The sequence below is a fragment of the Arcobacter arenosus genome (assembly GCF_005771535.1).
Taxonomy (GTDB): domain Bacteria; phylum Campylobacterota; class Campylobacteria; order Campylobacterales; family Arcobacteraceae; genus Halarcobacter; species Halarcobacter arenosus.
In genome coordinates, this window is the sequence record NZ_VANU01000007.1 from 11952 (window position 1) to 38188 (window position 26237).

Here is a 26237-nt window from a genome sequence, read left to right on the forward strand (position 1 = left end):
AAAAATTAATGGCTTTAAAAAATTAAAGACTAATTATTTCAAAATGATAAGATATTTTATCATTGTAAGTAAGGCATGAACCTTACTTTACAATTTGATGAAGTTTTGAGCATCTACTTAAAAAAGTATCCATCCCACACATATCATTATACATATCATCAAATGAATGAAAGTGTGCATCATAAATGTATACAAAGATCTCATCATCTTTTTCTAAAAAGTGTTTTTTCCCAAATTCTGCATAGGCTGTTGCACCTGCTGCAATTAATAAGCCTTTAGCATCTTTTGCATTTTTCGTAAATTGCGTTAACTCTTCTAATGGCCCAGCATCTTCTTGTGTATTTAATTTTTCTATCATCCAATCTTTTAATTGTTTAAAGAAGTATGAATAGGAATTAACAGCTGAAGTAGTACCATAATCATGTACTATCCCATTTCTTCTTATAAATGAAGCTATATGGTACCTATTTAAGATACCTTCTTCGGTGAAATTATCAATCTTAATTGCATCCCTTGAGATACCTTTTGTATTATTTCCCCAGTTTTTTTTAGTACTTAATTTATTTCCATCTTGTATTCTTATTGAAAAATCATTAAAAGCTGAAAAATATTTTGGAATAATATCTACAATTTTTTCATCTTTATAAACAAAGTCACAAATTAATGCAACTTCAGCTTCAACTTGTAAATTATCCTTTTCTCTTCCATGGGTTTTAATAGTCTCATCACATATTGGAAATGTACCTAAAAATGAATCATGACCTGGAATATAGAAGGGAAACATACCCTTTGGAGCATCTTTTTCTTTTGTTTGAATAACTGCAAATTCATCAGCTTCTCCAGCTTCTCCCAAATGATTTGCAAAGTTTCCTGCAACACCAAACCCTAAATAATCTTTTAATTCTTCTATATCTATATATATTTTTTCCATTTTATTACCTTTATTTTTTTTGTTTTAACAGTGAATTTTTTTTGTTTGTGATTATTTAAAATTGTGAGGATTTTTTTGAGGTTTACATTTTGAAAGTTTGATTTTTATCTATCGTTCGCGTGTAAAATGACTCTCACAATTTAAATTTTTGACTACCTTGACTGCTCCACAGAGCATGGCTAGTTTAATTGTGACAGTTTGCATTAGTTGTTTCATGTCTTTTTCCCTTTGTTTATTTGGGAAAAGAGATTACTCTCTTTTCCCAAAAGTATAATTTAGAAAATATATTTAGTTCAATATTTTAAGAAAAAAATCTAGTATTTACTTCATCCATTAATTTTGCACCAGAGAAATGTGCTCTTTGAACTAGTTCCCAAAAATATCTATAAGTAGCTCTATCGTGTAACTCACCATCATATTGGATTGGTCCCCACTCAGCATCTTGCGCATTTAATAAAATATTTTGTGCAGCTTCTAACTCTGTGAAATCTGGTTTCATTGCATCAACAATTGCTTGTACTTGTGTTGGGTAAATTGACCACATTCTCATAAATCCGAATTCATTTCTTGCTCTTTCAGCATCTTTATAAGTTTGGTATGGGTTTTTAAGATCAAGTGTTACATTGTGACAAGGAATAACATGGTTTTGAATTGCTGCTTGTGCAACTCTTGCTTTTGCAGCACCAATTAATCTGTGATCAAATTGACCTGGAGATCTCATATTAGATGCTGGGATTGCTCCTTGGTAACCAGAAACAAAGTCCATTAAACCAAAGTCTAAAACTTGAAGCCATGGTAAAGTTGCAATTTTTTCAACATCTTGTAAAGCTCCATGAGTTTCAATTAAGATATGAATTGGAATCTCTCTTGTAATACCAGATTTTTTAGCTACTTCTTGAATATACTCAATTTGAGTTTTAACATCTTCATAAGAAGTTGATTTTGGTAATGTAATATATGCTAATTTTTCTCCAGCACCTGGAACTAAAATATCAACATCTTGTCTCCAATCTGGGTGTGAGAAATCGTGAATTCTTGTACCAGCCATTGCGTATGGGTTAGCATCAGAGTTAACAACTCTAACAATCATTTCTGCGTGTTCAACTTCTTTTCCAGTTTCTGCTCCATCTTCACAGTCACAAGTAATATCAAATACAGGTCCAAGTTTCTTTTGCATCTCGAAACCTTTTAAAATTAGTTTCTCGCTTCCTGCAAAATGCTCACAAGTTGGGATAATTGGTAAAGATTTACCTGATTCAAATAGTGCTTCGTTTGGATGTGTCATAATTATTTCCTCTCTTTTATAAATTATTGTTTTTTAGTTTTTTTCTTTGGAACGATTACAGTGTAATCTAAATCAAGTACTACATTTTTTAAGTACTTACCATCTTCACCTTTTGGTGACTCAATCTCATCTGACTTTTGATTTTTAATAGCAACAGTTCTTAATCTTAATAATCCTAAATCATCTCTACTATGATCAATTACATCTAAAACCTCTGTATATGCATAGATTGTATCTCCAGCATATGTTGGGTTACAGTGAGCTCCTGAGTTAATTGCATAAACCCATTGAGCATTTTGTAAACCATTAAATGAAATTGCTCTTGCAATTGAGATTACAATACCACCATACATTAATCTTTCACCCATAGGAGTAGATTTCATCATATGGTCATTGAAGTGTACTTTTGCATTGTTTTGGTATAACTTTGTTGCTAAAGTATGGTCACTGTCATCAATTGTAATACCCTCTGGGTGATTTAATCTTTCTCCAACTTCATAATCTTCGAAGAAATATTCACCACCAGTTGCATTAGTATCAACCATGTCAATCTCTGGAATATTTATATCTTCAACTATTGGTGTTGATTCAGCAAATGTTGGAACCTCATTGATACCAATCATAGTTTCTTTATCTTTTTTGTGAACCATAACCCATCTTTTGAAGTTTAATACCTCTTTATCTTGTTCGTTATATCCAATTGAATGAACATAAACAACTCCAGATTTTCCATTTGAATTCTCTTTTAATCCAATTACAGTTGATTCCATTCTAACTGTATCCCCAATAAAAACAGGGTTTGGAAAAGAGATTTCAGCATAACCTAAATTTGCAATTGCATTTAAAGATATATCCTGAACCGATTTACCAAATGTTAAGTGAAACATTAAGATATCATCAATTGGTCTTTCGTTGTATCCAATCTCTTGAGCTAATTCATCAGATGAATGTAAAGCAAATCTAGAACCAGTGAAGGCGATGTATAAAGATACTTCACCTTCAGTTATTGTTCTAGGAAGAGGGTGGATAATTTTTTGTCCAATTGAAAAATCTTCAAAAAAGTTACCAACATTTATTTTTGTACTAATTTTAGACATCTACTTTCCTTATTTTCCAAATAGGTTTTGACCTAAAGATTTATATGTATCATAAAGGGTAATCATCTTTTTAGCCCATTTAATTCTACATTTGTCAACAAGTTTATCTTTATATTGGATAACCTCTTTACCATCTTTTTCAGCTTCTTCATATTTAGAAATCATCTCTTCATACTCTTGAACCTCTTTTTGAGTTGGAGTAAAGATATCATTTATATATTCAACTTGAACTGGATGGATTAATGCTTTACCATCAAATCCTAAGTTAAACGCATCTTTTGTTGAATCTTCACAAGCAAACTCATCATGTACATCATTGTGTGGTCCATCAATAACAGTTTTACCATAAGCTTTTGCAGATAATGCAATACGCGCTAGGTAATTAAACATAGCTTTTGAACCTTTTTTAATGTCAATTTGAAGTCTATTTGCTAAACTATTCGAACCAACAACAATAACTTCAGTTTTCTTTGAAGCTTCACAGATATCAGGTGAATTTAAAATCGCTAATGGAGTTTCAATCATCACCATCATTGTTAAGTCAGGATTAACTTCATTAATTAATCTTTCTGCTTCTAAAACTTGTTCAACTGTTTCGATTTGAGAAAATAAAATTGCATCAATCTCAATCTCTCGTGCAAGTTCTAAATCTTTTGTTAACTCTTCAGTTCCAATATTATTAACTCTTAAAACTCTTTCTGATTCACCAAACTTTGAACCCTCTTCAGCATAAACTTCTCTAATCGTATTTCTTGCAATCTCTTTTTGCTCATGTAAAATTGCTTCTATATCAAATACAACAGAATCAGCTAAAACTGTTTTTGCTTTTTTTACATATTTTTTATTATAAGCTGGAACAAACATCATTGATCTTCTAGCTTTATATTCAACAATCTCTTCACCAGTTTCAACTGCATGATATTGTTCATGTAATTGTTTTACAAGTTGCTTTCTTAATACTTTTCCATTTTTAGTTCTTGGATAATCTTTCATTCCAAAGATAACTTTTGGAGCTTTATATTTAGCAAGATTTGCTTGAGAAAATGCAAGAATCTCTTGCTCTTGTTCTTCAGTTAAATCTTCATGTCCAATAACTGCAATAGCAACTAAAGTTTTATCTTTTTCTAAATCAAGACCAAAGGCAACACAATCAGCTACTAAATCGTGAGTTTTTACAACTCTTTCAATCTCATGTGGAGATACTCTAAATCCAAATGTGTTAATGATGTCATCTTTTCTACCAATAAACCAGATATATCCATCTTTATCTCTTTTTGCATAATCACCTGTAAAAAAGTATCCATCGTGTCTAGCTTTAGCTGTTTCTTCTTCTAATTGCCAGTACTCTAAGAATAAACCTGGATCATCTTCACCAATACAAATCATTCCCTCTTCTTCTAATCCAACTTCTTCTAAAGTATCTGGATCAAGTAGTTTTACAGTATGTCCTGGTTGAACAAATCCTGCACTTCCAGGTCTAATTGGATTGTTTTTAGAGTGAGAAATATAATATGAACACTCAGACATACCAATTGCTTCAAAAATATCTTGATTAAATCTTTCTCTCCATAAACCTAACATCTCATCAGATAAATGTTCACCAGCAGACATGCAATATCTTAATGATGGACAATCATTGATAGAAAAATCAGTTTTTTGTATGATTTGTCTATAGATTGTTGGAACCCCAATAAAAATTGTACATTGGTGTTTTTTAATTAAATCAATCCATGTTGAAGCATCATTTGCCCCCTCATATGCAATTACAGTATGACCATTAAATAATGGATCCATAAGTGCAGAACCTAATACATATGTCCAGTTGAATTTACCAGAGTGCATGATTCTATCATTCTCTTTAAAATCAAACCAATATTCTGTAGCAGGAGTTCTTCCAACTAAAGATCTATGTGAGTGTAAAACTCCCTTTGGGTATCCTGTTGTTCCAGATGTATATACTAAGTATGCAGGCTCACCAGATTTTGACGGGTAATGATTAGGTGTCTTATCTGTAGTTGCTAAAATCTCATTTAAAGCATATACTTTCATCCCTTTTGGAACTTTATAATTTGCAACACTATCAGTCCCTGCAACAATGATTGTTTTTAAATTGTCAACATTTTCTAAATATGGAACTAGATTTTCAAACATAGTTGCACTCATAACAATTGCACTTGCTTGAGAATCTTCTGCAAGATATTTAACCTCTGAACCACTTAAAAGTGTAGAAGTTGGTACTGCAATAATTCCCGCTTTAATAGCTCCAAAAAACGAAATAGGGTAAGCTAGTGAATTTTTTAAACAAACTAATACTCTATCCCTTGCCCCAATCCCAATTGATGTTAGGAAGTTACAAACTTGATCAGACTTTTCAGATAACTCTTTATAAGTAATCTCATCAGTACCAAGTTTATCATCTTCAATAATCATTGCAGTACTGTTTTCTTTAGCTGTTCCTAAATGACTTGATGTACACGCAACACCAATATTTAAAAATTCAGGTACTTCAATTTTTACATTTGAACTCATAATTTCAACTCCCTAATTAGATTTGACCATAAGGCCAGTTTTCTTTAAATGTATGTAATGGCATTTTATTTAATACTGTTACAGCAAACTCATAATCTTTCTTACTTAAACTATTAAGTGCATTTGCTCTTAAGATGTTTTGTAATGATTTACCAAACATTGGTGGATCTAACATTTCACCTTCATATCTAATGGCACCACTTAATAAAGCATCTGTTTCAATAGCTGCTTTTAAAATATCAATATCTTTTGCAATCTCTTTTGGAGATGGAGTAAAGGCAACTTTACAAACATTGATATGATTAGGAGTAATAACTTGTTTACCTGTTAATCCCATTGCATATTCTCTTTGTGCATGTGCATATACATGTCTTGATGCATCATCACCATGTAAATCTAACCATCTTCTAATATCTTTTTTCTCAACACATGAATCAGGTAATGAATTTGGTGTAAGTAATACTTCAACCCCACCAATAACACCTTTACCTTTAATTCTAGCTTCCATTGTAAGCATATTAAAGAATGTTTCTAATTCATCTATCCAACCCTCTGGAGTAATTTTGTAAGCCATAGCTTTTGAGAAGTCATGGATACCAAATACAACATGTTGTACAGTTGAATATTGCATTAATTTATCAGCAATCTGTAATGATTTAGGGTGCTCAATAATTGGTTGAATCTGTAAATTTGCACCAATTGAAATTAACCAAGATGATAAATCTCTAATCTCAGCAGCTCCATAAACTTCACCAGCTTTTGCTAAAACAATTGCATCAATATATTTGTGAATTTGTTTTAACATTTTTAAATCTTCTTCATACTCTGCTGTTCTGAATGGATTAATTCTTACAGCAATTTGAAAATCTCTTTCAGGAAACTTTGGAAGTTCTTGAATTAGTAATTCCCTTGACATCTCTTTTTGTCTACATCCATCTTCTAAGTCAAATAAAACTGTATGAGCTTTTGTTTTATAAGCATGTTTTTGTAATCTATATTTTGCTTGCTCCATAGTTTCATAAGTTCCATCAAGTGGATTGAACTTAATTGGTGGATAATAAATTTGAATACCTGGCCATTTTCCCCCTAGCACAGGTGATAAATCGTCATTTGCAGTTAATTTTGATAAATCTACGAAAGATGAATTCATAATTTTTCCCTCTTTTCCTAATAATTTCTGTTAAAAATCTTATTCAGATTAATTTCTGATAAGCGAATTAATCCATATGTAAAATAAACTGAAACATTGTTTGAAAAACTAATTTTATTTTTAAGAAAAATTTTATTATCTTTGTAGAGCCCATCAAATCGAGATATTATAAAGTGAGAATATGATAGTTTCACAATGTGAGAAAATTTTTTTCAAAACTCTTATAATGTAAAAATTTTTTTTTAAAATTTGTACAATTTTGTATGTTATTTAGGAACAAAATATTCTTTTATATGTTTTTGTATGAAGTTTTTTTTTATACATTTATTGAAAAAATGATAAAATTTAAAAAAATTAATAGAAGAGATAAATTGCAAAATAGTCCAAATAAGTCGTTTAAAAAAGGGCTTCATGTCTTAAAAGAGATTATGAAAGCTAATAAACCAGTTACTGCTAATACTTTGTGTCAAAAACTTGAAATAGATAAAAGTACTATGTCTAGGTTGGTTACAACTTTAATGAGTGAAGATTTCATAGAATATAAAGGTGATTCAAAAGAGATTATTTTAAGTGATATATTAAGAAAAATTGTATTTAAAAACGATAGAGAAAAGATTATAGAAAAAACCGCAGCGTTATTGGATCAGATTTTTCATTTAACAAATGAAGCGGCATATATTTATATATTAGATAATAATTTAGCTTTAAATTTAAATCAAATAGATATGTCAACTAGAGTTTTAAAAACTAGAGATTCAATTGGATTACATTCTCCTTTACACGCAAATGCTTTTGGAAAAGTACTAATTGCTTTTACTCCTGAAGTTAAAATAGAGTCTTTAGAGTTAACAAAATATACATCTTATACAATAACCTGTAAAACAAAATTACAAAAAGAGTTAGACCTAATCAGAGAAAGAGGTTACTCAATTGGTACAGAAGAGTATGAATTTGGATTAAAATCTGTTGCCGTACCTTATTTTGATAAGCAAAATAAGTTTGTGGGTGCAGTTGGAATATCTGGTTTATCTGTAAGACTTGAAGATGAAAAACTTCATAAATTTGGGCAAGAGATATTTAAGTTAGTAAATAGTTATAACCAAAGGTAAGTCTTATAGACTTCCTTTGTTGTTTGATAAATATTCGTGTGCTAAATAAGAACTTCTAGCATATGGTGTTGAATGTACAAAAGAGAAACCTAATTCTTTTGCTAATTTTTTATATCTGTCGAATTGATCTGGATGAACAAACTCTTTTACCTTTGCATAGTCTCCACTTGGTGCTAAATACTGACCAATACTTAAAAAATCACAACCAACTTCTCTTAAGTCTTTAAATACTTGAATCATCTCTTCTTCCGTTTCACCAAGTCCAACCATTAAAGCTGATTTAGTTTTAATTTTATTACCACCTAATTCTTTTAGTCTTTGTAAAACATCTAATGATCTTTGGTATGTAGCACCTTTTCTAATTTTATACATTGATGGTACTGTTTCAATATTATGTCCAATAATTACTGCACCTGAATCAACAACTTTTTTTAAAGAATCATCATCTGCTTGAAAATCAGGTATAAGTATTTCAACTTGAGTATCTTCTGTATTTTCTAAAATACTTTTTGTAACTTCATAAAAATGATTTGCTCCACCATCTTTTAAATCGTCTCTAGCGGGGCTAGTTATAACAACAAATTTTAATCCTAATTTTTGAACAGAAGTTGTAATTTCTTGAACTTCTTTTTCATTAACATAACCGTTTGGATTTCCAGTTTTAACATTACAATATTGACATCTTCTTGTACACAAATCACCTAAAATCATAAATGTAGCATTTTTCTTAGCAAAACATTCACTAATATTTGGACATTTTGCTTCTTGACAAATTGTATGAAGTCCATGTTCTCCAAGTAGGTTCTCCATCTCTTTTTGTGCATGTGGTACAAGTTTTTTTCTTAACCATTCAGGTTTTTTAAAATCAATTTTTTTATTTATATTACTTAATTGATTCGTTGCTATAGTCATATTTTTCCTTTAACAAGTTGTTTTTTAAATCTATTTCTTTATTTTTTAGTTTTTCTTCTTTTAACATAACATTAAAAGTAGTTCTAAATGCTTCAATAATTTGATTGATTGCATCTTTTGAATCTAATTTTATTCCAATATCTTCAAGACTTATCCCATATCTCTCATCAAAATTGTTACTTTTTGTAGCAACCAATGGGATTGATCCATGTTGAAAAATTGCTTTTTTTGTTCGTCTTTGTGCATTCCCACCAATTTTTTTTCCATTTACAAGGATATCATAAGCTTCAAATCCCACTTGACAAAACTCACTTTTAGATAATTGTATCTTTTCATTGTCTTTTGCGTAGCAAACATTTAGACCTAAATTTTTGTAAAAATTTAGTAGAAATTGACATATATATTCATAAGATTTTTTTATACTTAGTGTTGATAAAATATCCGTTGGTATTATTAAAGAATATGAAATATCATGACCATGAAATAAAATTCCACCACCAGTTATTCTTTTAGCAACTTTTTCTTTTTGATTTTCTAGAAAATCATAAGATTCGATATTTTGGGAAATCCCAATTGTCAAACTATCATTGTCCCAAGTATATAATCTTAATATTGGTAAGTCATTATTCTCATAATTTTTCAATAATGATTCATCTGTTGCCATATTTTCTTTTGAAGAACCTTGATTTGATACAATCAATCTAAATGTTTTTTTATCAAACAAAATGTATAATCTACCTTTAATTTAAATTCAAAAAAAACTAAAACTTCTTTTAGAAAATAGTAAATTTTCATCACCTTTTTTTCATTATAATTTCATTTATATATAAGATATCTTAAAAAATAAATTAATTTTTTAAATTTAGTTTAGTTTAAAATAAGATAAGTATCATATGTTCAGAATTCGGATTTATGGTGCGAATTAGTACATAATTTTTACATAATGAACATATGTTCAGTCTTTAAAGTGAAAATTATCTTAAAAATTAAGAAAAATTTAAGTAAGGAAGTATGAATGTCAGAAATAAACTTAAACGACATTGATCCAGAAGAAACACTGGAGTGGATTGATGCCCTAGATGCAGTTTTAGAGAAGGAAGGTCCTAAGAGAGCTCACTACCTTTTAGAGCAATTAATTGATAAAGCTAGAAGAAGTGGTACATATTTACCATTTAAAGCTACAACTGCATATTTAAATAGTATTGATGTTGATAATGAACCAAAAATGCCAGGTGATAGAGATATTGAAAGAAAAATCAGATCTGCTATAAGATGGAATGCTGCTATGATGGTTCAAAGAGGTTCGAAAAAGAACTTAGAGTTAGGTGGACATATCGCATCTTTCCAATCTTCTGCAACTTTATATGATGTAGGGTTTAATCACTTTTTTAGAGCACCCAATGAAAAAGATGGTGGAGATTTAATTTTTTATCAAGGACATATTGCTCCAGGAATTTATGCAAGAAGCTTTGTTGAAGGTAGAATTACTCAAGAACAAATGGATAATTTTAGACAAGAAGCTTTAGGAGATGGATTATCTTCTTACCCTCATCCAAAACTTATGCCTAACTATTGGCAATTCCCAACTGTTTCTATGGGACTTGGACCAATTCAAGCAATTTATCAGGCAAGATTTTTAAAATATTTAACAGATAGAGGGATTAAAGATTGTTCTGAACAAAAAGTATATTGTTATATGGGTGATGGTGAGTGTGACGAACCAGAATCATTAGGAGCAATTGGACTTGCTGGTAGAGAAGGATTAGATAACTTAGTATTTGTTATCAATTGTAACTTACAAAGACTTGACGGACCTGTTAGAGGAAATGGTAAAATCATTCAAGAATTAGAAGGTAACTTTAGAGGTAATGGATGGAGAGTTCTTAAAGTTATTTGGGGTAGACACTGGGATGCTTTAATTAAAAAAGATACATCTGGAAAACTTCTTAAACTTATGGAAGAAACTGTTGATGGTGAATACCAAAACTTTAAACAAAAAGGTGGAGCATACACAAGAGAACACTTCTTTAACAAATATCCAGAAACTGCAAAATTAGTTGAAAATATGTCAGATGCTGAAATTTTTGCATTAAATAGAGGTGGACATGATCCATTAAAAGTATATGCAGCATATAAAGCAGCAAATGAAACTAAAGATAGACCGACTGTAATTTTAGCGAAAACTGTAAAAGGTTACGGTATGGGTGAAGCAGCTGAGGGTAAAAACATCGCACATGGTGTTAAAAAAGTTGATACTGACTCATTAAGAAAATTTAGAGATAGATTTAGAATTCCTGTAACTGATGAGGAATTAGAAACTTATCCATATTATACATTCCCAGAGGATTCTGAAGAATTTAAATATATGAAAGCTAGAAGGGAAGAATTAGGTGGACATTTACCACAAAGAAGACCTAAGTTTTCTGGAAAATTAGAGATTCCTGAACTTGACAAATTTAAAGCTGTTTTAGATGGAAGTGGTGATAGAGAAATTTCTACTACAATGGCTTTTGTTAGAATATTAAATGTATTAGTAAAAGATAAAAAAATTGGAAAAAGAATTGTTCCAATTGTTCCAGATGAAGCTAGAACTTTTGGTATGGAAGGTATGTTTAGACAATTAGGTATTTATTCTTCTGAAGGTCAACAATATATTCCTCAAGATAGAGATCAAGTTGCATATTATAAAGAAGATAAAAAAGGTCAAGTACTTCAAGAAGGTATTAATGAACTTGGAGCTATGGGTTCTTGGATTGCTGCGGCAACTTCTTATTCTGTAAACGATTGTCCAATGATTCCATTTTATATCTTCTACTCAATGTTTGGATTCCAAAGAACAGGTGATATCACTTGGGCAGCGGGAGACCAAATGGCAAGAGGTTTCCTAGTAGGTGGTACTTCAGGTAGAACTACATTAAATGGTGAAGGTTTACAACATGAAGATGGACATTCTCATATTATTGCTAATACAGTTCCAAATTGTGTAACTTATGATCCAACATTTGGATATGAAGTTGCTGTAATAGTTCAAAATGGTATTGAAAGAATGTATGGTGAGAATCAAGAAGATATTTTCTATTATATTACTACATTAAATGAGAACTATCAACAACCTGCAATGCCTGAAGGTGTTGAAGAGGGTATCTTAAAAGGTATTTATAAGTATAAAACTGTTGAAGCTAAGAATAACTTTAAAGTTAAATTATTAGGTTCTGGTTCAATTTTCCAACAAGTATTATCTGCTGCTGATGTTTTAGCTAATGAATATGGAATTGCATCTGAACTTTATTCTGTTACTTCTTATAATGAATTAACTAGACAAGCTCAAGATGTTGAAAGAAGTAACTTATTAAATATAGATAGTGAAGATGAAATTTCATATGTTGATCAAGTTCTAGGAAGTGATGATGAAAATATTATTATTTCAACAACAGATTATATGAAATCATATTCAGAGCAAATCGCTCCATTTGTAAAAGGTTCTTTTAAAGCATTAGGAACTGATGGTTTTGGTAGATCTGATTCAAGAGCAAATTTAAGAAAATTCTTTGAAGTTGATACTGACTTTATTGTATTTACAACTTTAGCACAACTTGCTGACGCTGGAAAAATAGAAAAGTCAGTTGTAAAAGATGCAATGACTAAATATGGTATTGATGCATCTAAAATTAATCCAGTGAAATTATAAGGAGTAAAAAATGGGTAAACTAGTAGATATTTTTATTCCTGATTTAGGTGCAGACAAAGACGTAGATTTAATTGAAGTTATGGTTGAAGTTGGAGATTCTGTTGAAGAAGAAGATGGACTTATAACACTTGAAACAGAAAAAGCATCAATGGATGTACCAACAACACACGGTGGAATTGTAAAAGAGATTCTAGTAAAAGTTGGTGATAAAATGAACTCTGGTGATTTAATTGCTAGAGTTGAAGTTGAAGAAGAGGCATCTTCTGAAACCCCTGCACCTGTTGCAGAGGTAAAAGAAGAAACTCCTGTATCTCAAGTTACTTCACCTGAACCATCATATGAAGATGGTTCTGGTTCAGTTATGGGTATTGCTGAAGCAGAAGCTGAGTTAAAAGCAATTAGTGCTAGTGGTGCTGAAATCTCTTGCCAATTTGTAAATGAACAAACAATTTGTTCAGTTATTGAAGAGGTTCATGTACCAGATTTAGGTGCTGATAAAGATGTTGATTTAATTGATGTTATGGTATCTGTTGGTGATACTGTTGAATTTGAAGATGGACTTATTACTCTAGAAACAGAAAAAGCATCTATGGATGTTCCTGCACCATTTGCAGGAGAGATTTTAGAATTATTTGTAAGTGCTGGAGATAAAGTTAATTCTGGTGATTTAATCGCAAAAATGGTTAAGACAGTTGTTATGGAATCAAAAGTTCCAACTCCAGCAAAAAAACAAGATGAACCTAAAAAAGAAGAGCCTAAAAAATCAGTTACTGTTCAAGAAGTAGCAGCTACTTCTGCACCTGTATCAAATGCTGTTTTAACTGAAAAAGCTAAAAAAGTTTATGCTTCACCATCAGTTAGAAAATTAGCTAGAGAGTTTGGTGTTGACTTAGGTTTTGTTAAAGGTAGTGGAAGAAAAGGAAGAGTTCTAAAAGAAGATATTAAAGCTTATGTAAAAGAGCAATTATCTAAACCAGCAGTTGCAGCAGCAACTTCAGGTAGTGGACTTGGATTTAACTTACCAGAAGCAAAAGTTATCGATTTTAGCCAATTTGGAGATATTGAAACTGTTGAGCTAAGTAGAATTCAAAAAATTTCTGGGCCATCATTACATAGAAATGCGTTGGCAATGCCACACGTAACACAATTTGATGAAGCAGATATTACAGAGATGGAAAGCTTTAGAAAAGCTCAAAATGCAATTGCTGTTGATTATAAATTATCACCATTAGTATTTGTATTAAAAGCTGTTGCAAAAGCACTTGAAATTCATCCTAAATTTAATACTTCACTTACACCAGATGGTCAAAGTTTAGTTTATAAAAAATATTTCCATATTGCTGTTGCAGTTGATACTCCAAATGGATTAGTAGTTCCTGTAATCAAAGATGTTGATAAAAAAGGTTTCAAACAATTAGCTTTAGAATTAAAAGAGATTTCTGCAAAAGCTCGAGATGGAAAACTAAAATCAACTGATATGCAAGGTGCTTGTTTTACAATCTCTTCATTAGGTGGAATTGGTGGAACTAAATTTACTCCAATTATCAATGCTCCTGAAGTTGCAATTTTAGGATTATCAAAATCTGAAATGAAACCTGTATGGAATGGTGAAGAGTTTGTTCCAAAATTAATGTTACCATTATCTTTATCTTATGACCATAAAGTTATTGATGGTGCTGATGGTGCAAGATTTACAACAACTTTATCTAAGCTTTTAAGCGATATTAGATTGTTAAGTCTATAAGGAATAATGATGGGTAAAATTATTGATATACATATTCCTGATTTAGGTGCAGATAAAGATGTTGACTTAATTGAAGTTATGGTTGAAGTTGGAGATTCTGTTGAAGAAGAAGATGGACTTATAACACTTGAAACAGAAAAAGCATCAATGGATGTACCAACAACACATGGTGGAATTGTAAAAGAGATTCTAGTAAAAGTTGGTGATAAAATGAACTCTGGTGATTTAATTGCTAGAGTTGAAGTTGAAGAAGAGGCATCTTCTGAAACCCCTGCACCTGTTGCAGAGGTAAAAGAAGAAACTACAACTACAACAAAGCCACAAGCAACAGAAGTATCTGTTTCTTCTGATGCTAGTGAAATAAAAGGGGAAGTTTTAGTTATTGGGGCAGGACCTGGTGGATATTCAGCTGCATTTAGATGTGCCGATTTAGGTTTGAAAACTGTTTTAGTTGAAAGACATCCAACTTTAGGTGGAGTTTGTTTAAACGTAGGGTGTATCCCTTCAAAAGCTTTACTTCATGTTGCAAAAGTTATTGAAGAAGCAGAACATATTAATCATGCTGGTATCAAATTTGCTAAACCAGAGATTGATTTACCTGGAGTTGCTGCTTATAAATCAGGAGTTGTAAAAAGATTAACTGATGGATTGTCAGCAATGGCTAAAATGAGAAATGTAACTGTTGTTCAAGGAAATGCTAAATTTATTGATGAGAATAATGTTATTGTTGAACATACTGATGTTGAAGGTAAACAAACAAAGGTTAGCTTTGATAATTGTATTATTGCAGCAGGAAGCCAGAGTTCTAAAATGTCATTTATTCCACATGAAGATCCAAGAATTTGGGATTCAACAAATGCATTAGAAGTAAAAGAAGTACCAAAAAGACTACTTGTAATGGGTGGTGGAATTATTGGTCTTGAGATGGGAACTGTTTATGAAAAATTAGGTTCTAAAGTTGATGTTGTAGTAAGAGGTCCTCAAGTTATGACAGGGACAGATAAAGATATTGTTAAAATTTATACAAAAGCAAATGAAAAAAGATTTAACTTTATGTTTAAAACTCAAACACAAGCAATTATTCCAAAGGCTGATGGTATTTATGTTGAGTTTAAGGGTGAAAATGCACCTGAACCTCAAATGTATGATGCTGTACTTGTAGCAATGGGAAGAACTCCTAATGGATTAAAAATTGGTCTTGAGAACACTGGTGTTGAAGTTGATGAGCATGGATTTATCTCAGTTGATAAGCAAATGAGAACAAAAGTATCTAATATTTTTGCAATTGGAGATATTATTGGTGGTCCTATGTTAGCACATAAAGCTGTTCATGAAGGTCATGTTGCTGCTGAAGTTATTGCTGGACATAAAGTATTCTTTGAACCTAAACAAATTCCAGGTATTGCATATACTTTCCCTGAAATTGCAACTGCAGGTTTAAGTGAAATTCAAGCAAAAGAGCAGGGGATTAATTATGAAGTTGCTACTTTCCCTTGGACTGCTTCTGGACGTGCGATAGCTTCTGATGTTTCACATGCTGGTATGACAAAGCTAATTTTTGACAAAGATACTCATCAAGTTATTGGTGGAGCTATTGTTGGTGATAATGCTGGTGAATTACTTGGTGAAATCTCACTTGCACTTGAAATGGATTGTGATGCAGAAGATATAGGTCTTACAATTCATGCCCATCCAACATTACATGAATCAGTTGGAATGGCAGCAGAGATTTTCCATGGTAGTATTACAGACTTACCAAATGCTAAAGCTGTAAAGAAAAAATAAATTAATTTATACCACAAAGAGTTTTCTCTTTGTGGCAAATATTGGGATTAAAGAATGCCTTTATTTACAAATAGATATCAAAAGACATCATTTACATATTCATTTATGTTGTCTTTATTGTATATTCCGTTTTTGTTAAGTTTATTAGATGAAAATCTTTTTATAAAAAATGAATTCTGGAATGTTTCTGTTTTTGTCACATTTACTATAGTTTTTATAACTACAATAAACTACAAGATAATGCTTTGTATGAAAAAAAGAGGTGTAAAATTTGACAATAGAGTTATATTTATACCTATTAATTTAATACTAATGTATATAGTCTCCCTTGCTGTACCTTTCGAATTTTCAAAAGATATCTTCTATTTATCCTTAGTATTGATATTAATACCATGGCTTATCTTTTTTAGAAAAGTTTACAGACTACATAAATTGACTTTATAAATTATTCAATTAAAAAAGCTTGATTTTTACCATTCTTTTTTGCTTGATACAAGGCATAATCAGCTTTTTGAATTATAGTTGATAGGGTATCATTATATTTGCAAGTTGTTATACCAAAACTTGATGTTAATTCTAAATCCTTACAAAAAGTATGTTCTTCAATAACATTTTTAAGTTTGTTTGCTATTTCGACAGTTGTTTCTAAAGAGCTTTCACTAATTATTATAAACTCTTCACCTCCCCATCTTCCAAAAATATCTTCAGTTCTTATATTGTATTTTATAATTTCACTAAATTCTACTAAGACTTTATCCCCTTTTACATGACCAAAATTATCATTAATCTTTTTAAAGTCGTCAATATCAATAAAAATAATGCTTAGTTTCTTTTGTTCTTTTTTATTAAATTTTTCAATTTTTTCAAGTAAGATATTATCAAGATATCTTCTATTGTATATTGAAGTTAATTTATCTGTTATTGCTAGTTGATTTAAAATAACATTATTATTTCTAATTGATTTGACTTCTGATTTTAATTGTTTAAAGGATTTCCTACTTTTTAGTTTTTCTGATATAGAAGTAATTGTTGATAATAAATCCCTATAATCAACTGGTTTTTGTAAAAATTTATATATACCTATATCTATAAGTTTTATCAGCTTTTCTGATTCTGTATGTGCAGAAATCACCAAAATAGTTTGGTCTTCATTTATTTTTGAAATCTCTTTACATAAACTAATACCATCAAATCTAGGCATACTTAAATCGGTAATTATTAAATCATAAAAAGTTCCATTAGTAGAATAATACTCTTTGAATCTTTTTAAACCTTCTTCTCCATCAACTTCAACATCAATATCAGAAAAAAAGTTTTCTAGAAGTTTCACAAGTTGTATTCTTACATCAAAATTGTCTTCAATAAATAAGACACTTAACGTTTGTGTATGCTCTAATAGTTCTTTTAAATTAGCTGACATATTTATACCTTTTTATATAGTGGCAGTTCAATTTGGAAATTTGCACCATCATTTGCGTTTGATACAAAAAGTCTTCCATTGCAATGCTCATTTATTATAATTTTACTCATATAAAGTCCAAGACCAGTTCCATCTTTCTTTGTTTTTGTAGAAAAATATGGATCAAAAATCTTTTCTTTAACTTCATTACTTATTCCACCAGCATTATCAATAATTTCAATAATTGCCTTAGAATTATCTTTTTTATATGTTATAACTGTAATTTGTTTATCTTTTATATTTGTATTTTCATTTAATGCATCTTCTGCATTTTTTAAGATATTTAAAATAACTTGTTGTAATTCAGAAGGGTATGAGTATATCTCTATTGTTTCATCTAAATGTTTTTCTAATTTTATACCATTTGAGTCAAGGGCTGTATTAATAAGATATAAAGATTTATTAATGACTTGATTTAGTTTAAAGCAAACTTTCTCTTTATCTGTTTTAAAGAAGTTTCTAAAGTCATCAATTGTAGATGAAAGATGTTGAGAATATTCAGTAATAAGTTTTAGTTCATTATCAAAATATTTCTTATCTACTTCATCACTTATAATCATTTTTAAAATTAGATTATTTGTTGTTGCAGAAATAGCCGATAGAGGTTGTCTCCATTGATGTGCAATCATTGATATCATTTCTCCCATTTGGGCTAATCTACTTTGTTGAACCAATCTTTGTGTATTTATCTCATTCTTTTTTATTTCTTCTATAACCCTTTTCTCTAGATTTGAATTTAAATCTTCAAGCTTTTGTTCAAGGTTTTTTCTGCTAGTAATATCTCTAATTACAGTGTGTAAAAAAAGTTTACTTTCTATCTCAATTGAAGTAAATACAATCTCTGCCCATATATCTGATTGACTTGCATCAGTTAAAACTAACTCAAAACTTACAACTCCATCATTTAATGCTTCATCCATATATTTTTTTATAATCGTTTTTGAACTTTGTGAATCTGGTTGAATTGCTGGAGCTAAATTCTCAAGGGTATTATTAATTATTTCTGATTCATCAAATTTTAAAATCTTTAAAGTTGCTTCATTACAGCTTGATATAATCCCATCTCTAATTAAAATAACCCCATCAGCAGATTTTGTATATAGGGTTTCAAAAAGAAGCTTTTGTTTCTCTAATTCTTTTGTTTTCTTTTCAATCTCTTCATTTGCAGAAGTAAGGTTTTTATTTAATTTATCTAATACATAATGTCTATATGAAAAAATTAAAATTAGAAAAAGTAGGGTAGATACAATTTCCCAAAAATATTCATAATCAGTAATTGCTTTATAATTTAAAGATGATGCAGTCCATTTACTAAATATTTCTCTTCTTTCTGTTTGTGAAATATTGTTTATAGATTTATTTAAAATAGATAAGAGTAATTTATTATCTTTTGCAACAGCCATATGAACGGTAAATGGCATATTTGTATATCTTGAAATATAAAGATTTTTAAGTGCATAGTTAGAGATATAATATGAAGCAATAGGTAGTGGTTCTAAGGCAAAATAAGCATTTCCTTTACTAACTGCTTCTAAAGACTCTCTATTTGTATTTGTTTCAATTACCTTTAAATCAGGATATGATGATCTTAAAACTTGAATTATTTTTGAATCTTTTCTTTTTGCTATACTTTTATCTAAGATATCTTCTAAACTTGTTGCAACAGGTTTGTTTTTTTGGGTTATAATAGCAAGTTTATAGCTTAAAAAAGGTTTTGTTACAGTTGCAAAATCAATTAAATCTTCGCTTTTTGTGACTGTAGGGATAAAATCACATTTCCCTTCTTTTAAAAAACTTTTGGCTTCTTCCCATGAATTTGTTTTTACAGGTATAAATCTCATATTAGTTTTATCAGTAATACTTTTTAGTATATCAATTGTAATCCCCTGAAATTTACTGTTTTCAAAGAACTCAATAGGTTTTAAATCTGGAATATTACACATTCTAAAGATTTTTTTTGAATTGATATATTTAATTTCATTGATATTTAAAAAATTAGAAGGTTTACTATTAAGTATATCTTTTACCCCAAACCATTTTCTTTTTAAGGCTAAAATCTCTTCATCAGTGACATTTTTTTGGGCTTTCTCAAAAATATCTCTTAATATAGTTTTATCTTTTGATGTACCAATTCTAATTAAACTAACCATTCTATTATCATCAACATAGTTTGTAGGTACAACCCCTGAGATATTGTTTAAGGTAATTACATAGTCAATCACATTTTTTTTACCAATTGTGGCATCGGCATTACCTAAAGAAAGTACTTTTAAACACTCTAGTGTATCTTTTACTAATATTTGTTTTATTTTTGGATAATACTTTGCAATAGCTTTTTGAGCAAAAAATCCTTTAGGCATAACTAAAGTTTTTCCTTCAAGTTTTTCAAGACTATCTAAGTATTCATTTCCTCTTTTTACATATATTGCATTTGCAGCTGTATGAAATATTGAAGTAAAGGCTATTGTTTTTGCCCTTTGTTCATTTTTTGAGATATTAATTATTGCATCTAATTTATCTTCTTGCAACATATTCATAAACTCATCCCAAGAAGGGCCAGTTATATATACTATATCAATATTCAGCTTTTTTGCTAAAAGATTCATATAGTCAATTGAAAAACCTTTTGGTTGTCCATTTTCATTGAAATTATAAGGGGGCCAGTTTAGTTCGTTGTGTAATCTTATTGGTGAATTTTTTTTTAAAAAATCTTTTTCTTCTAAGGTTAGATTTATTTCTTGTGAAAATAAAAAATTATTAATTAATATAAGTATAAAGATAATTCTTAAAAAATTCATAGTTCACTTTTGATTTTATTTTAATAATTGTAACAAAAAATAGTCTCTTAACTGTCTCATAAACTATAAAATTTTTTTATATTTTAATTTATACCCATGTCCATAAATTGATTCAAATAGCTCATAGTCAAGTTTTTGTTTTAATCTTGACATTAAATTTCTAACTCTTTTTGAACTAGTTGAGTATTCATCAAAAATATAGTTTTCTATCTCATCATATGTTTTTAATGAACCTTTAGTTGATATAAATAGAGTAAATAGTTTTATTTCTGATTTTGTTAGCTTTATCTCTTCTTCATCTTTAAAAAGTAAGGAATCTTCAGTATTCCATAAAAAATCATTTTCAAGATTAATTATATGATTGTTTATTGTTTTTAGTTTATTCTTTTCAATTATTTTAGATAAAGAGTTAGATATTTGATCAATTGAATATGGTTTTAATATATATCCATCAATTCCTGCATCAATTGTTTGTAAAAAATATTCAGTATTACTATGGGCAGAAAAAATTAGGATAGGTATCTCTTTATCAATTTCTCTAATTTGATTAATCATAGTTATACCATCTTTCACAGGCATTTCAATATCAGTAATAATTAAATCAAAAGAAGAAGATTCAAATTTGTTTTTTGATTTAAATAAACTTAGGCCTTCATTCCCATTTGTCGCAACTATAATATTTTCGAAAAAAATATTAAGCATTTTTAATGTTTGATTTCTAACATCATTATTATCTTCTATATAAAGGGTATTTAAACTTTTTGTGATATCTATTATTTTCTTTAAATTATCATGATTCATGTTAATCCTCTTTATTTAAATGAAATTATACTAAAAAAAAGTTAAATTATCTGAAAGATTATTATATTGTTAGAAAAGAGGGGATAACTAGGTCAAATGACCTAGTTATTATTTTGTTGTATTTAAGTTGTCTTTTAAGTCTTGATTTTTATATGCAAGGGCAATTGTAAGGAATACACCAGCTGTTACATAATATACCCACATTGGAATAGGAACTGGATCTCCTGTTGCATATGAGTGTAGTCCAGAAAGATAGAAGTTAACTCCAAAATAAGTCATAAGAATACTACTAAAGGCTAACAATGAAGCTACAGCAAAAATAAATGGAGTATTTAATGCTTTTACAAATCTTAGGTGAACAACTAAAGCATAAACTACGATTGAAACATATGCCCATGTTTCTTTAGGGTCCCATCCCCAATATCTACCCCATGATTCATTTGCCCAAACACCACCTAAGAAGTTACCTATAGTAATAGCACTTAAACCAATAATTAGTGCAATCTCATTAATTGCAGTAATATGTTTAATTGTTTCATCTAAGTGAGGTCTACCTTTTCTAAAGATAAATAAAATTAAGGCTAGGAATCCTAAAATTGCACCAAGTCCAAAGAAACCATAAGATGCAGTTAAAACAGATACGTGAATTGTTAACCAATATGATTTAAGAACTGGAACTAAATTTGTAATTTGTGGGTCAATAGTTGTTAAGTGTGCAGTAAACATAAAGATAGCTGCAACAATAACACCAGCACTTAAAGCAAGTAATGATTTTCTAAAGAAAACAACTGCTGCAAAGACTGCTGACCATGAAATATACAATAAAGATTCATATGTATCAGACCAAGGAGCATGTCCTGAAATTATCCATCTAAATCCCATTCCAAATGTATGTGCAGCAAATAAAAGACCTAAAATAATAAAGAAAAATAAAGTTGTTTTTCTAGGTTTGATTTTTGGGTTAAATACTACAACAAATGCAGCAATTAAGATAATAAATCCAAGGATAAGATATGCTATTGTTAATTTAGGGAAAATATTTAATTTATTAAACATAATTTCATTATCAATTTCACTTTGTTTTGGCATAACTTCAGAACCAACTTGTGATTGGTAATCCATAATCATACTAATAAATTTATTTGATAATTCCCAGTTTTCAGAAACAACTGAGTTTACAAAACCTCTTATTAAAGATTCAATTGCCCTTTGATTATCCTCTTGGAATGTTCTAATTGCATCAAGTGGCGAGTACCATGTATTATTATCATTTGCATTTACTTGTGGGAACATTCTAAATAGTGTACCATTGTAAACCATATACGCAATATTTAGTTTTTCATCTAATTTAATAATATCTTTTTCAAAAGTTCCCCTTTGATTTGGCGATAACATTGTAGCTTTTTGAGCATGCTCAGTTAATATATATTTACCATCTTTGAATACTTGTGAGAAAGAGATGTAATTTTGATTAGCATCAATTCCCAAAATCTTTTTAAGTTTTGGTGTTTTGATTTTAATCATAGCAACATTTCTCCAAACTTCAGGTCTTGATAACATACCTAAAACAATTTGGTCAGAATTCATACCAAATAAAGAGCTTTTTCCAGAAAGTTTATTTAAAATCTCATGGTTTAGTGTATTAAGTGGTTTCATTCTACCACCATTACTTTGTACTACAATTTTTGAAAATTTTTCAGCTGTTACACTAGAATTATTTTTAAAGTTTTCTAAATAAGTAGCAATATCATTTTGTGATGTTTTAATATCTAACCCATGTGTATTTGTTTCTTCTGCCATAAGGTTTTGAGAAGAAAAAGTAAAGAATAATGCAGTAAGAATTGCAGCTACATTTTTACTACTTACAAATTTAGTTAGTTTCCAAAATCTTGATTTTTTATCAAAAAGATTTAAAACTAATCCTAGAGTTAATAGGAAATAACCTAAATATGTAGGCCATTTTCCAGGGTCGTTGTTAACTGACAAAACTGTTCCTTGTTCATCTTGGTCATAAGAACTTTGGAAAAATAAGAAATTTCCTTCATGTAAAGTTCTATTCATAAATATTCTATAATCATAAGACTTGTTATCTTTTAAAACTGTAACTTCTGAAGCATAAGAAGAGGGTGCCATACTTCCTGGATATCTATCTAATTGAAAGTCTCTAAGTTTAATTGAAAATGGCAGTTCTAATGTTTTTGAACCATACTCTAAAGCAACAACTGTATCTTTAAACCCTTCAATTTTCTCAACACCTTTTTGACCTCTTTTACCTGGTAATCTAACTGTTCTAGTTTCACCATCTAATGTAACATTAACAATTAAAATACCCATTTCAGATCGACCTTTTTTACTTACAATATAGTCTACATATTCTATATTTAAGTTTTTATCATCAAAAATAATATTGTGGTTAAATTTATTAGCTAATTGTCCTAATGTTGCTACAATACCTACAGTTTCACCAGCTTCCATACCTTTTCTTAAACTTGAAGCAGCAAATTCATGTTGGAATTCTTTGTAAAAACTTTTATTTTTTTGTTTAATTTTTACTTGTAAATAAGGTTCTAATGAAATCATTCTATTTTGAGTTTGACCCTCTCTAATATGAACAATTCCTTCATACCCAATATATCTAGTAACAGCTGCACCAATCAAAATAACTACAAATGATGCGTGAAAAATAAATCTCGGTGTATTTTTCCACATCTTAAATTTAATGATAATACCAATTAAGTTTACTATCATTAAAACTAAAGCAGTTTCATACCAAATATTGCTGTATATAAGTACTCTTGCAGTTGAAGTACCATAATCATTTTCTATGAATGTTGCAACTCCTGCCCCTATTGCTAGGATTGCAAACAAAATTAGTGTTGTCTTAAAGGAGAATAAGACATTTGTCAGAGGTTTCAATTTTTGTCCTTTGTGTGTATAAAAATTCGTAAATTATACAATTGATGTATGGATTTATCGTGTAGAGATATACACAAATGTTAAAGAAAATAAAAAAACTTAAGTGATTTAAATATTTACTTTACTATAATTTCCAAATGGATTTAGATATATTAAAAAAGAAAAAAGATGAATGTCGAAAATGGAAAAATGTAGAACCTTGGTATAACCAACTTCTTAAGATTTCTGATTTAGATATTAAAAACGCAAAAATTGATTATGGTGATTGGTTTACAGTGGGGAAAAGGGAAAATCTTACTGATAATGAATTTGCCTTACTTGAAGAGACTGCAAAAAAACTTATTCCTTGGAGAAAGGGACCATTTAACCTATTTGGCTTAGAAATAGATAGTGAATGGCAAAGTAATATCAAATATAATTTAATAAGACCACATTTTAATCTAAAAAATAAGGTAGTCGCTGATATTGGATGTAATAATGGTTATTACATGTTTAGAATGCTTGAAGATAAGCCAAAAAGGCTTATTGGTTTTGACCCAAGTCCTCTGACCTTACATCAATTTGAGTTTGTTAATCATTTTGTAAAATCAGATATTATTTATGAAATGTTAGGGGTTGAGCATTTAGAGTATTACAATCATAAATTTGATTTTATATTTATGCTTGGTGTTTTATACCATAGACCAGATCCCGTGGGAACATTAAAATCTCTTGCAAGGGGATTAAATAGTAAAGGTGAAATTTTAATTGATACTTTTATGATAGATGGAGAAGATGAGATTTGTTTAACTCCAAACAAGAGATATTCAAAAATTCCTAATATTTATTTTATACCTACAATTCCTGCTTTGACAAATTGGCTTAGTCGTGCTGGGTTTGAGGATATTGAAGTTATTGCCACAACAACAACAACTAGTGAAGAACAAAGAAAAACATCATGGTCTTTTGATCAAAGTTTAGAAGACTTTTTAGATCCAGATGATAGAACTAAAACAGTTGAAGGGTATCCTGCTCCAAAAAGAGTTTATATGAAAGCTAAAAAGATACAGTAAGTTAGAATAAATCTATTGTATCTTCAGGGCTTAAGTCTTTATAATTAAAATATTGACTTCTTCCTTTATTTTTTGCTTCATAAAGTGCAATATCAGCATTTTTTATAGTTTTATCAATTGTGTCATCAATTTGGTCTCTTTTAAATACATCAACCCCAACACAAACAGTTTTTTGTAAAAATTGACCATTATTATGAACTGGCACTTTTATTTTACTAAAATCATCTATAATATTTTTACCAATTTTTTCAATATCATGCTCATTGTTTGTACTTAACATTGATATTAGAAATTCATCCCCTGCTAGTCTTGCTACCATATCAAATTCAGAGATATTAGTGTGTATAATTTTTGCTAATTCAACTAAAACTTGATCCCCAACATCGTGGTCAAATTCATCTATAATAGCTTTAAAATGATCAACACCAACCATGATAAAATAGATTTGATTATAATCTTTTTTTGATAATTGAATTTGTTTATTTAGATTTTCAATTAGATAATGTCTATTGTATACTTTTGTAACAGAATCTAAAGATAAAGTTTCTATAAAATTTTTCTTTATTATTCCATTTTGTAATATTGGAGAAATTTGAAACAATGCAGCTTCTATTACTTTGTATTGTTCTGAAAGCATCCCATGATGAACTTTTGATGTAGCACTAAATGATACAATTGCATTTAAATTAGTGTGAGTATTTATTATAAAGAAAAAAGATAATTCATCATCTAAATAAAACTCATCCCCTTCAATAAATATATTTTCCTTATTATTTCTTTCTATATCAAATAGGGAAAAAGTTACATTATCTACATTAAAGTTTGTATGTAACCAAAGATAAATATCTTCTGCCATTTGTTTTATATTTGAAGAATATTGAAGTTGATCATATAAATTGTAAATTTTTTCAAGAGCTATGTACGATTCTTTATTATTTGCTGCGTCTTTAATTAGTTCTAAAATATTATTTCTCATTTTCT

General features: G+C 29.3%; 17 protein-coding genes. 5 read left to right on the plus strand and 12 right to left on the minus strand.

Features of this window, described 5'->3' with window-relative positions; genetic code table 11:
- Positions 1–82: 82 nt before the first annotated feature.
- From FDK22_RS13885 to FDK22_RS13905, 5 genes are all read right to left on the minus strand, one after another.
- The gene (locus FDK22_RS13885; protein ID WP_138153589.1) at positions 83–931 is read right to left on the minus strand and encodes a DUF5718 family protein; all 849 of its coding nucleotides are present in this window, start codon (positions 929–931) and stop codon (positions 83–85) included.
- Positions 932–1232: 301 nt separating this feature from the next.
- Positions 1233–2216 (minus strand): HpcH/HpaI aldolase/citrate lyase family protein, encoded by a 984-nt coding sequence (locus FDK22_RS13890; RefSeq protein WP_138153590.1) that lies wholly within the window; start codon positions 2214–2216, stop codon positions 1233–1235.
- Positions 2217–2239: 23 nt separating this feature from the next.
- Positions 2240–3313 carry a MaoC family dehydratase gene (locus FDK22_RS13895; protein ID WP_138153591.1) on the minus strand — a complete coding sequence of 358 codons (1074 nt, stop codon included), beginning with the start codon at positions 3311–3313 and terminating at the stop codon, positions 2240–2242.
- Positions 3314–3322: 9 nt separating this feature from the next.
- Positions 3323–5842: an aldolase/citrate lyase family protein gene (locus FDK22_RS13900; protein ID WP_138153592.1), complete on the minus strand. Its 2520-nt coding sequence runs from the start codon at positions 5840–5842 to the stop codon at positions 3323–3325.
- 16 nt (positions 5843–5858) lie between these two features.
- A complete protein-coding gene (locus FDK22_RS13905; protein ID WP_138153593.1) occupies positions 5859–6992 on the minus strand; it encodes an HpcH/HpaI aldolase/citrate lyase family protein in 1134 nt (377 codons plus the stop codon).
- A 371-nt stretch (positions 6993–7363) separates the two neighbouring features.
- On the opposite strand from FDK22_RS13905, the gene FDK22_RS13910 reads away from it, so the two are divergent.
- Positions 7364–8101, plus strand: coding sequence for an IclR family transcriptional regulator (locus tag FDK22_RS13910; RefSeq protein ID WP_171013003.1), 738 nt, complete (start codon positions 7364–7366; stop codon positions 8099–8101).
- Between the two features lie 3 nt (positions 8102–8104).
- Here FDK22_RS13910 and lipA read toward each other — a convergent pair whose 3' ends face one another.
- Both lipA and FDK22_RS13920 read right to left on the minus strand, forming a co-directional pair.
- The gene (gene lipA / locus FDK22_RS13915) at positions 8105–9013 is read right to left on the minus strand and encodes a lipoyl synthase (protein ID WP_171013004.1); all 909 of its coding nucleotides are present in this window, start codon (positions 9011–9013) and stop codon (positions 8105–8107) included.
- Complete coding sequence (locus FDK22_RS13920; RefSeq protein ID WP_228711727.1) at positions 8985–9737, minus strand: lipoate--protein ligase family protein; 753 nt, start codon at positions 9735–9737, stop codon at positions 8985–8987. The genes lipA and FDK22_RS13920 overlap by 29 nt, the downstream gene beginning before the upstream one ends.
- Positions 9738–10028: 291 nt before the next feature.
- On the opposite strand from FDK22_RS13920, the gene aceE reads away from it, so the two are divergent.
- The 3 genes from aceE to lpdA are packed head-to-tail and all read left to right on the plus strand — an operon-like array spanning position 10029 to position 16230.
- On the plus strand, positions 10029–12701 hold the full coding sequence (gene aceE, locus FDK22_RS13925; RefSeq protein WP_138153596.1) for a pyruvate dehydrogenase (acetyl-transferring), homodimeric type: 2673 nt from the start codon (positions 10029–10031) through the stop codon (positions 12699–12701).
- Positions 12702–12711: 10 nt separating this feature from the next.
- Positions 12712–14445, plus strand: a complete 1734-nt coding sequence (aceF, locus tag FDK22_RS13930; RefSeq protein ID WP_138153597.1) for a dihydrolipoyllysine-residue acetyltransferase — start codon at positions 12712–12714, stop codon at positions 14443–14445.
- A gap of 9 nt (positions 14446–14454) precedes the next feature.
- Positions 14455–16230 carry a dihydrolipoyl dehydrogenase gene (gene lpdA, locus FDK22_RS13935; RefSeq protein WP_138153598.1) on the plus strand — a complete coding sequence of 592 codons (1776 nt, stop codon included), beginning with the start codon at positions 14455–14457 and terminating at the stop codon, positions 16228–16230.
- A gap of 445 nt (positions 16231–16675) precedes the next feature.
- Here lpdA and FDK22_RS13940 read toward each other — a convergent pair whose 3' ends face one another.
- From FDK22_RS13940 to ccsA, 4 genes are all read right to left on the minus strand, one after another.
- Entirely contained in the window at positions 16676–17650 is a 975-nt protein-coding gene (locus FDK22_RS13940; RefSeq protein WP_138153599.1) for a GGDEF domain-containing response regulator, read from the minus strand.
- 2 nt (positions 17651–17652) lie between these two features.
- Positions 17653–20487, minus strand: coding sequence for a transporter substrate-binding domain-containing protein (locus FDK22_RS13945; RefSeq protein WP_138153600.1), 2835 nt, complete (start codon positions 20485–20487; stop codon positions 17653–17655).
- A 63-nt stretch (positions 20488–20550) separates the two neighbouring features.
- On the minus strand, positions 20551–21288 hold the full coding sequence (locus FDK22_RS13950; protein ID WP_138153601.1) for a response regulator transcription factor: 738 nt from the start codon (positions 21286–21288) through the stop codon (positions 20551–20553).
- Between the two features lie 108 nt (positions 21289–21396).
- On the minus strand, positions 21397–24204 hold the full coding sequence (gene ccsA, locus FDK22_RS13955) for a cytochrome c biogenesis protein CcsA (RefSeq protein ID WP_138153602.1): 2808 nt from the start codon (positions 24202–24204) through the stop codon (positions 21397–21399).
- Between the two features lie 137 nt (positions 24205–24341).
- On the opposite strand from ccsA, the gene cmoB reads away from it, so the two are divergent.
- The gene (gene cmoB, locus FDK22_RS13960) at positions 24342–25256 is read left to right on the plus strand and encodes a tRNA 5-methoxyuridine(34)/uridine 5-oxyacetic acid(34) synthase CmoB (RefSeq protein ID WP_138153603.1); all 915 of its coding nucleotides are present in this window, start codon (positions 24342–24344) and stop codon (positions 25254–25256) included.
- Between the two features lies 1 nt (position 25257).
- On the opposite strand, the gene FDK22_RS13965 is transcribed toward cmoB, so the two are convergent.
- On the minus strand, positions 25258–26232 hold the full coding sequence (locus tag FDK22_RS13965) for a GGDEF domain-containing protein (protein ID WP_138153604.1): 975 nt from the start codon (positions 26230–26232) through the stop codon (positions 25258–25260).
- Positions 26233–26237 lie beyond the last annotated feature (5 nt).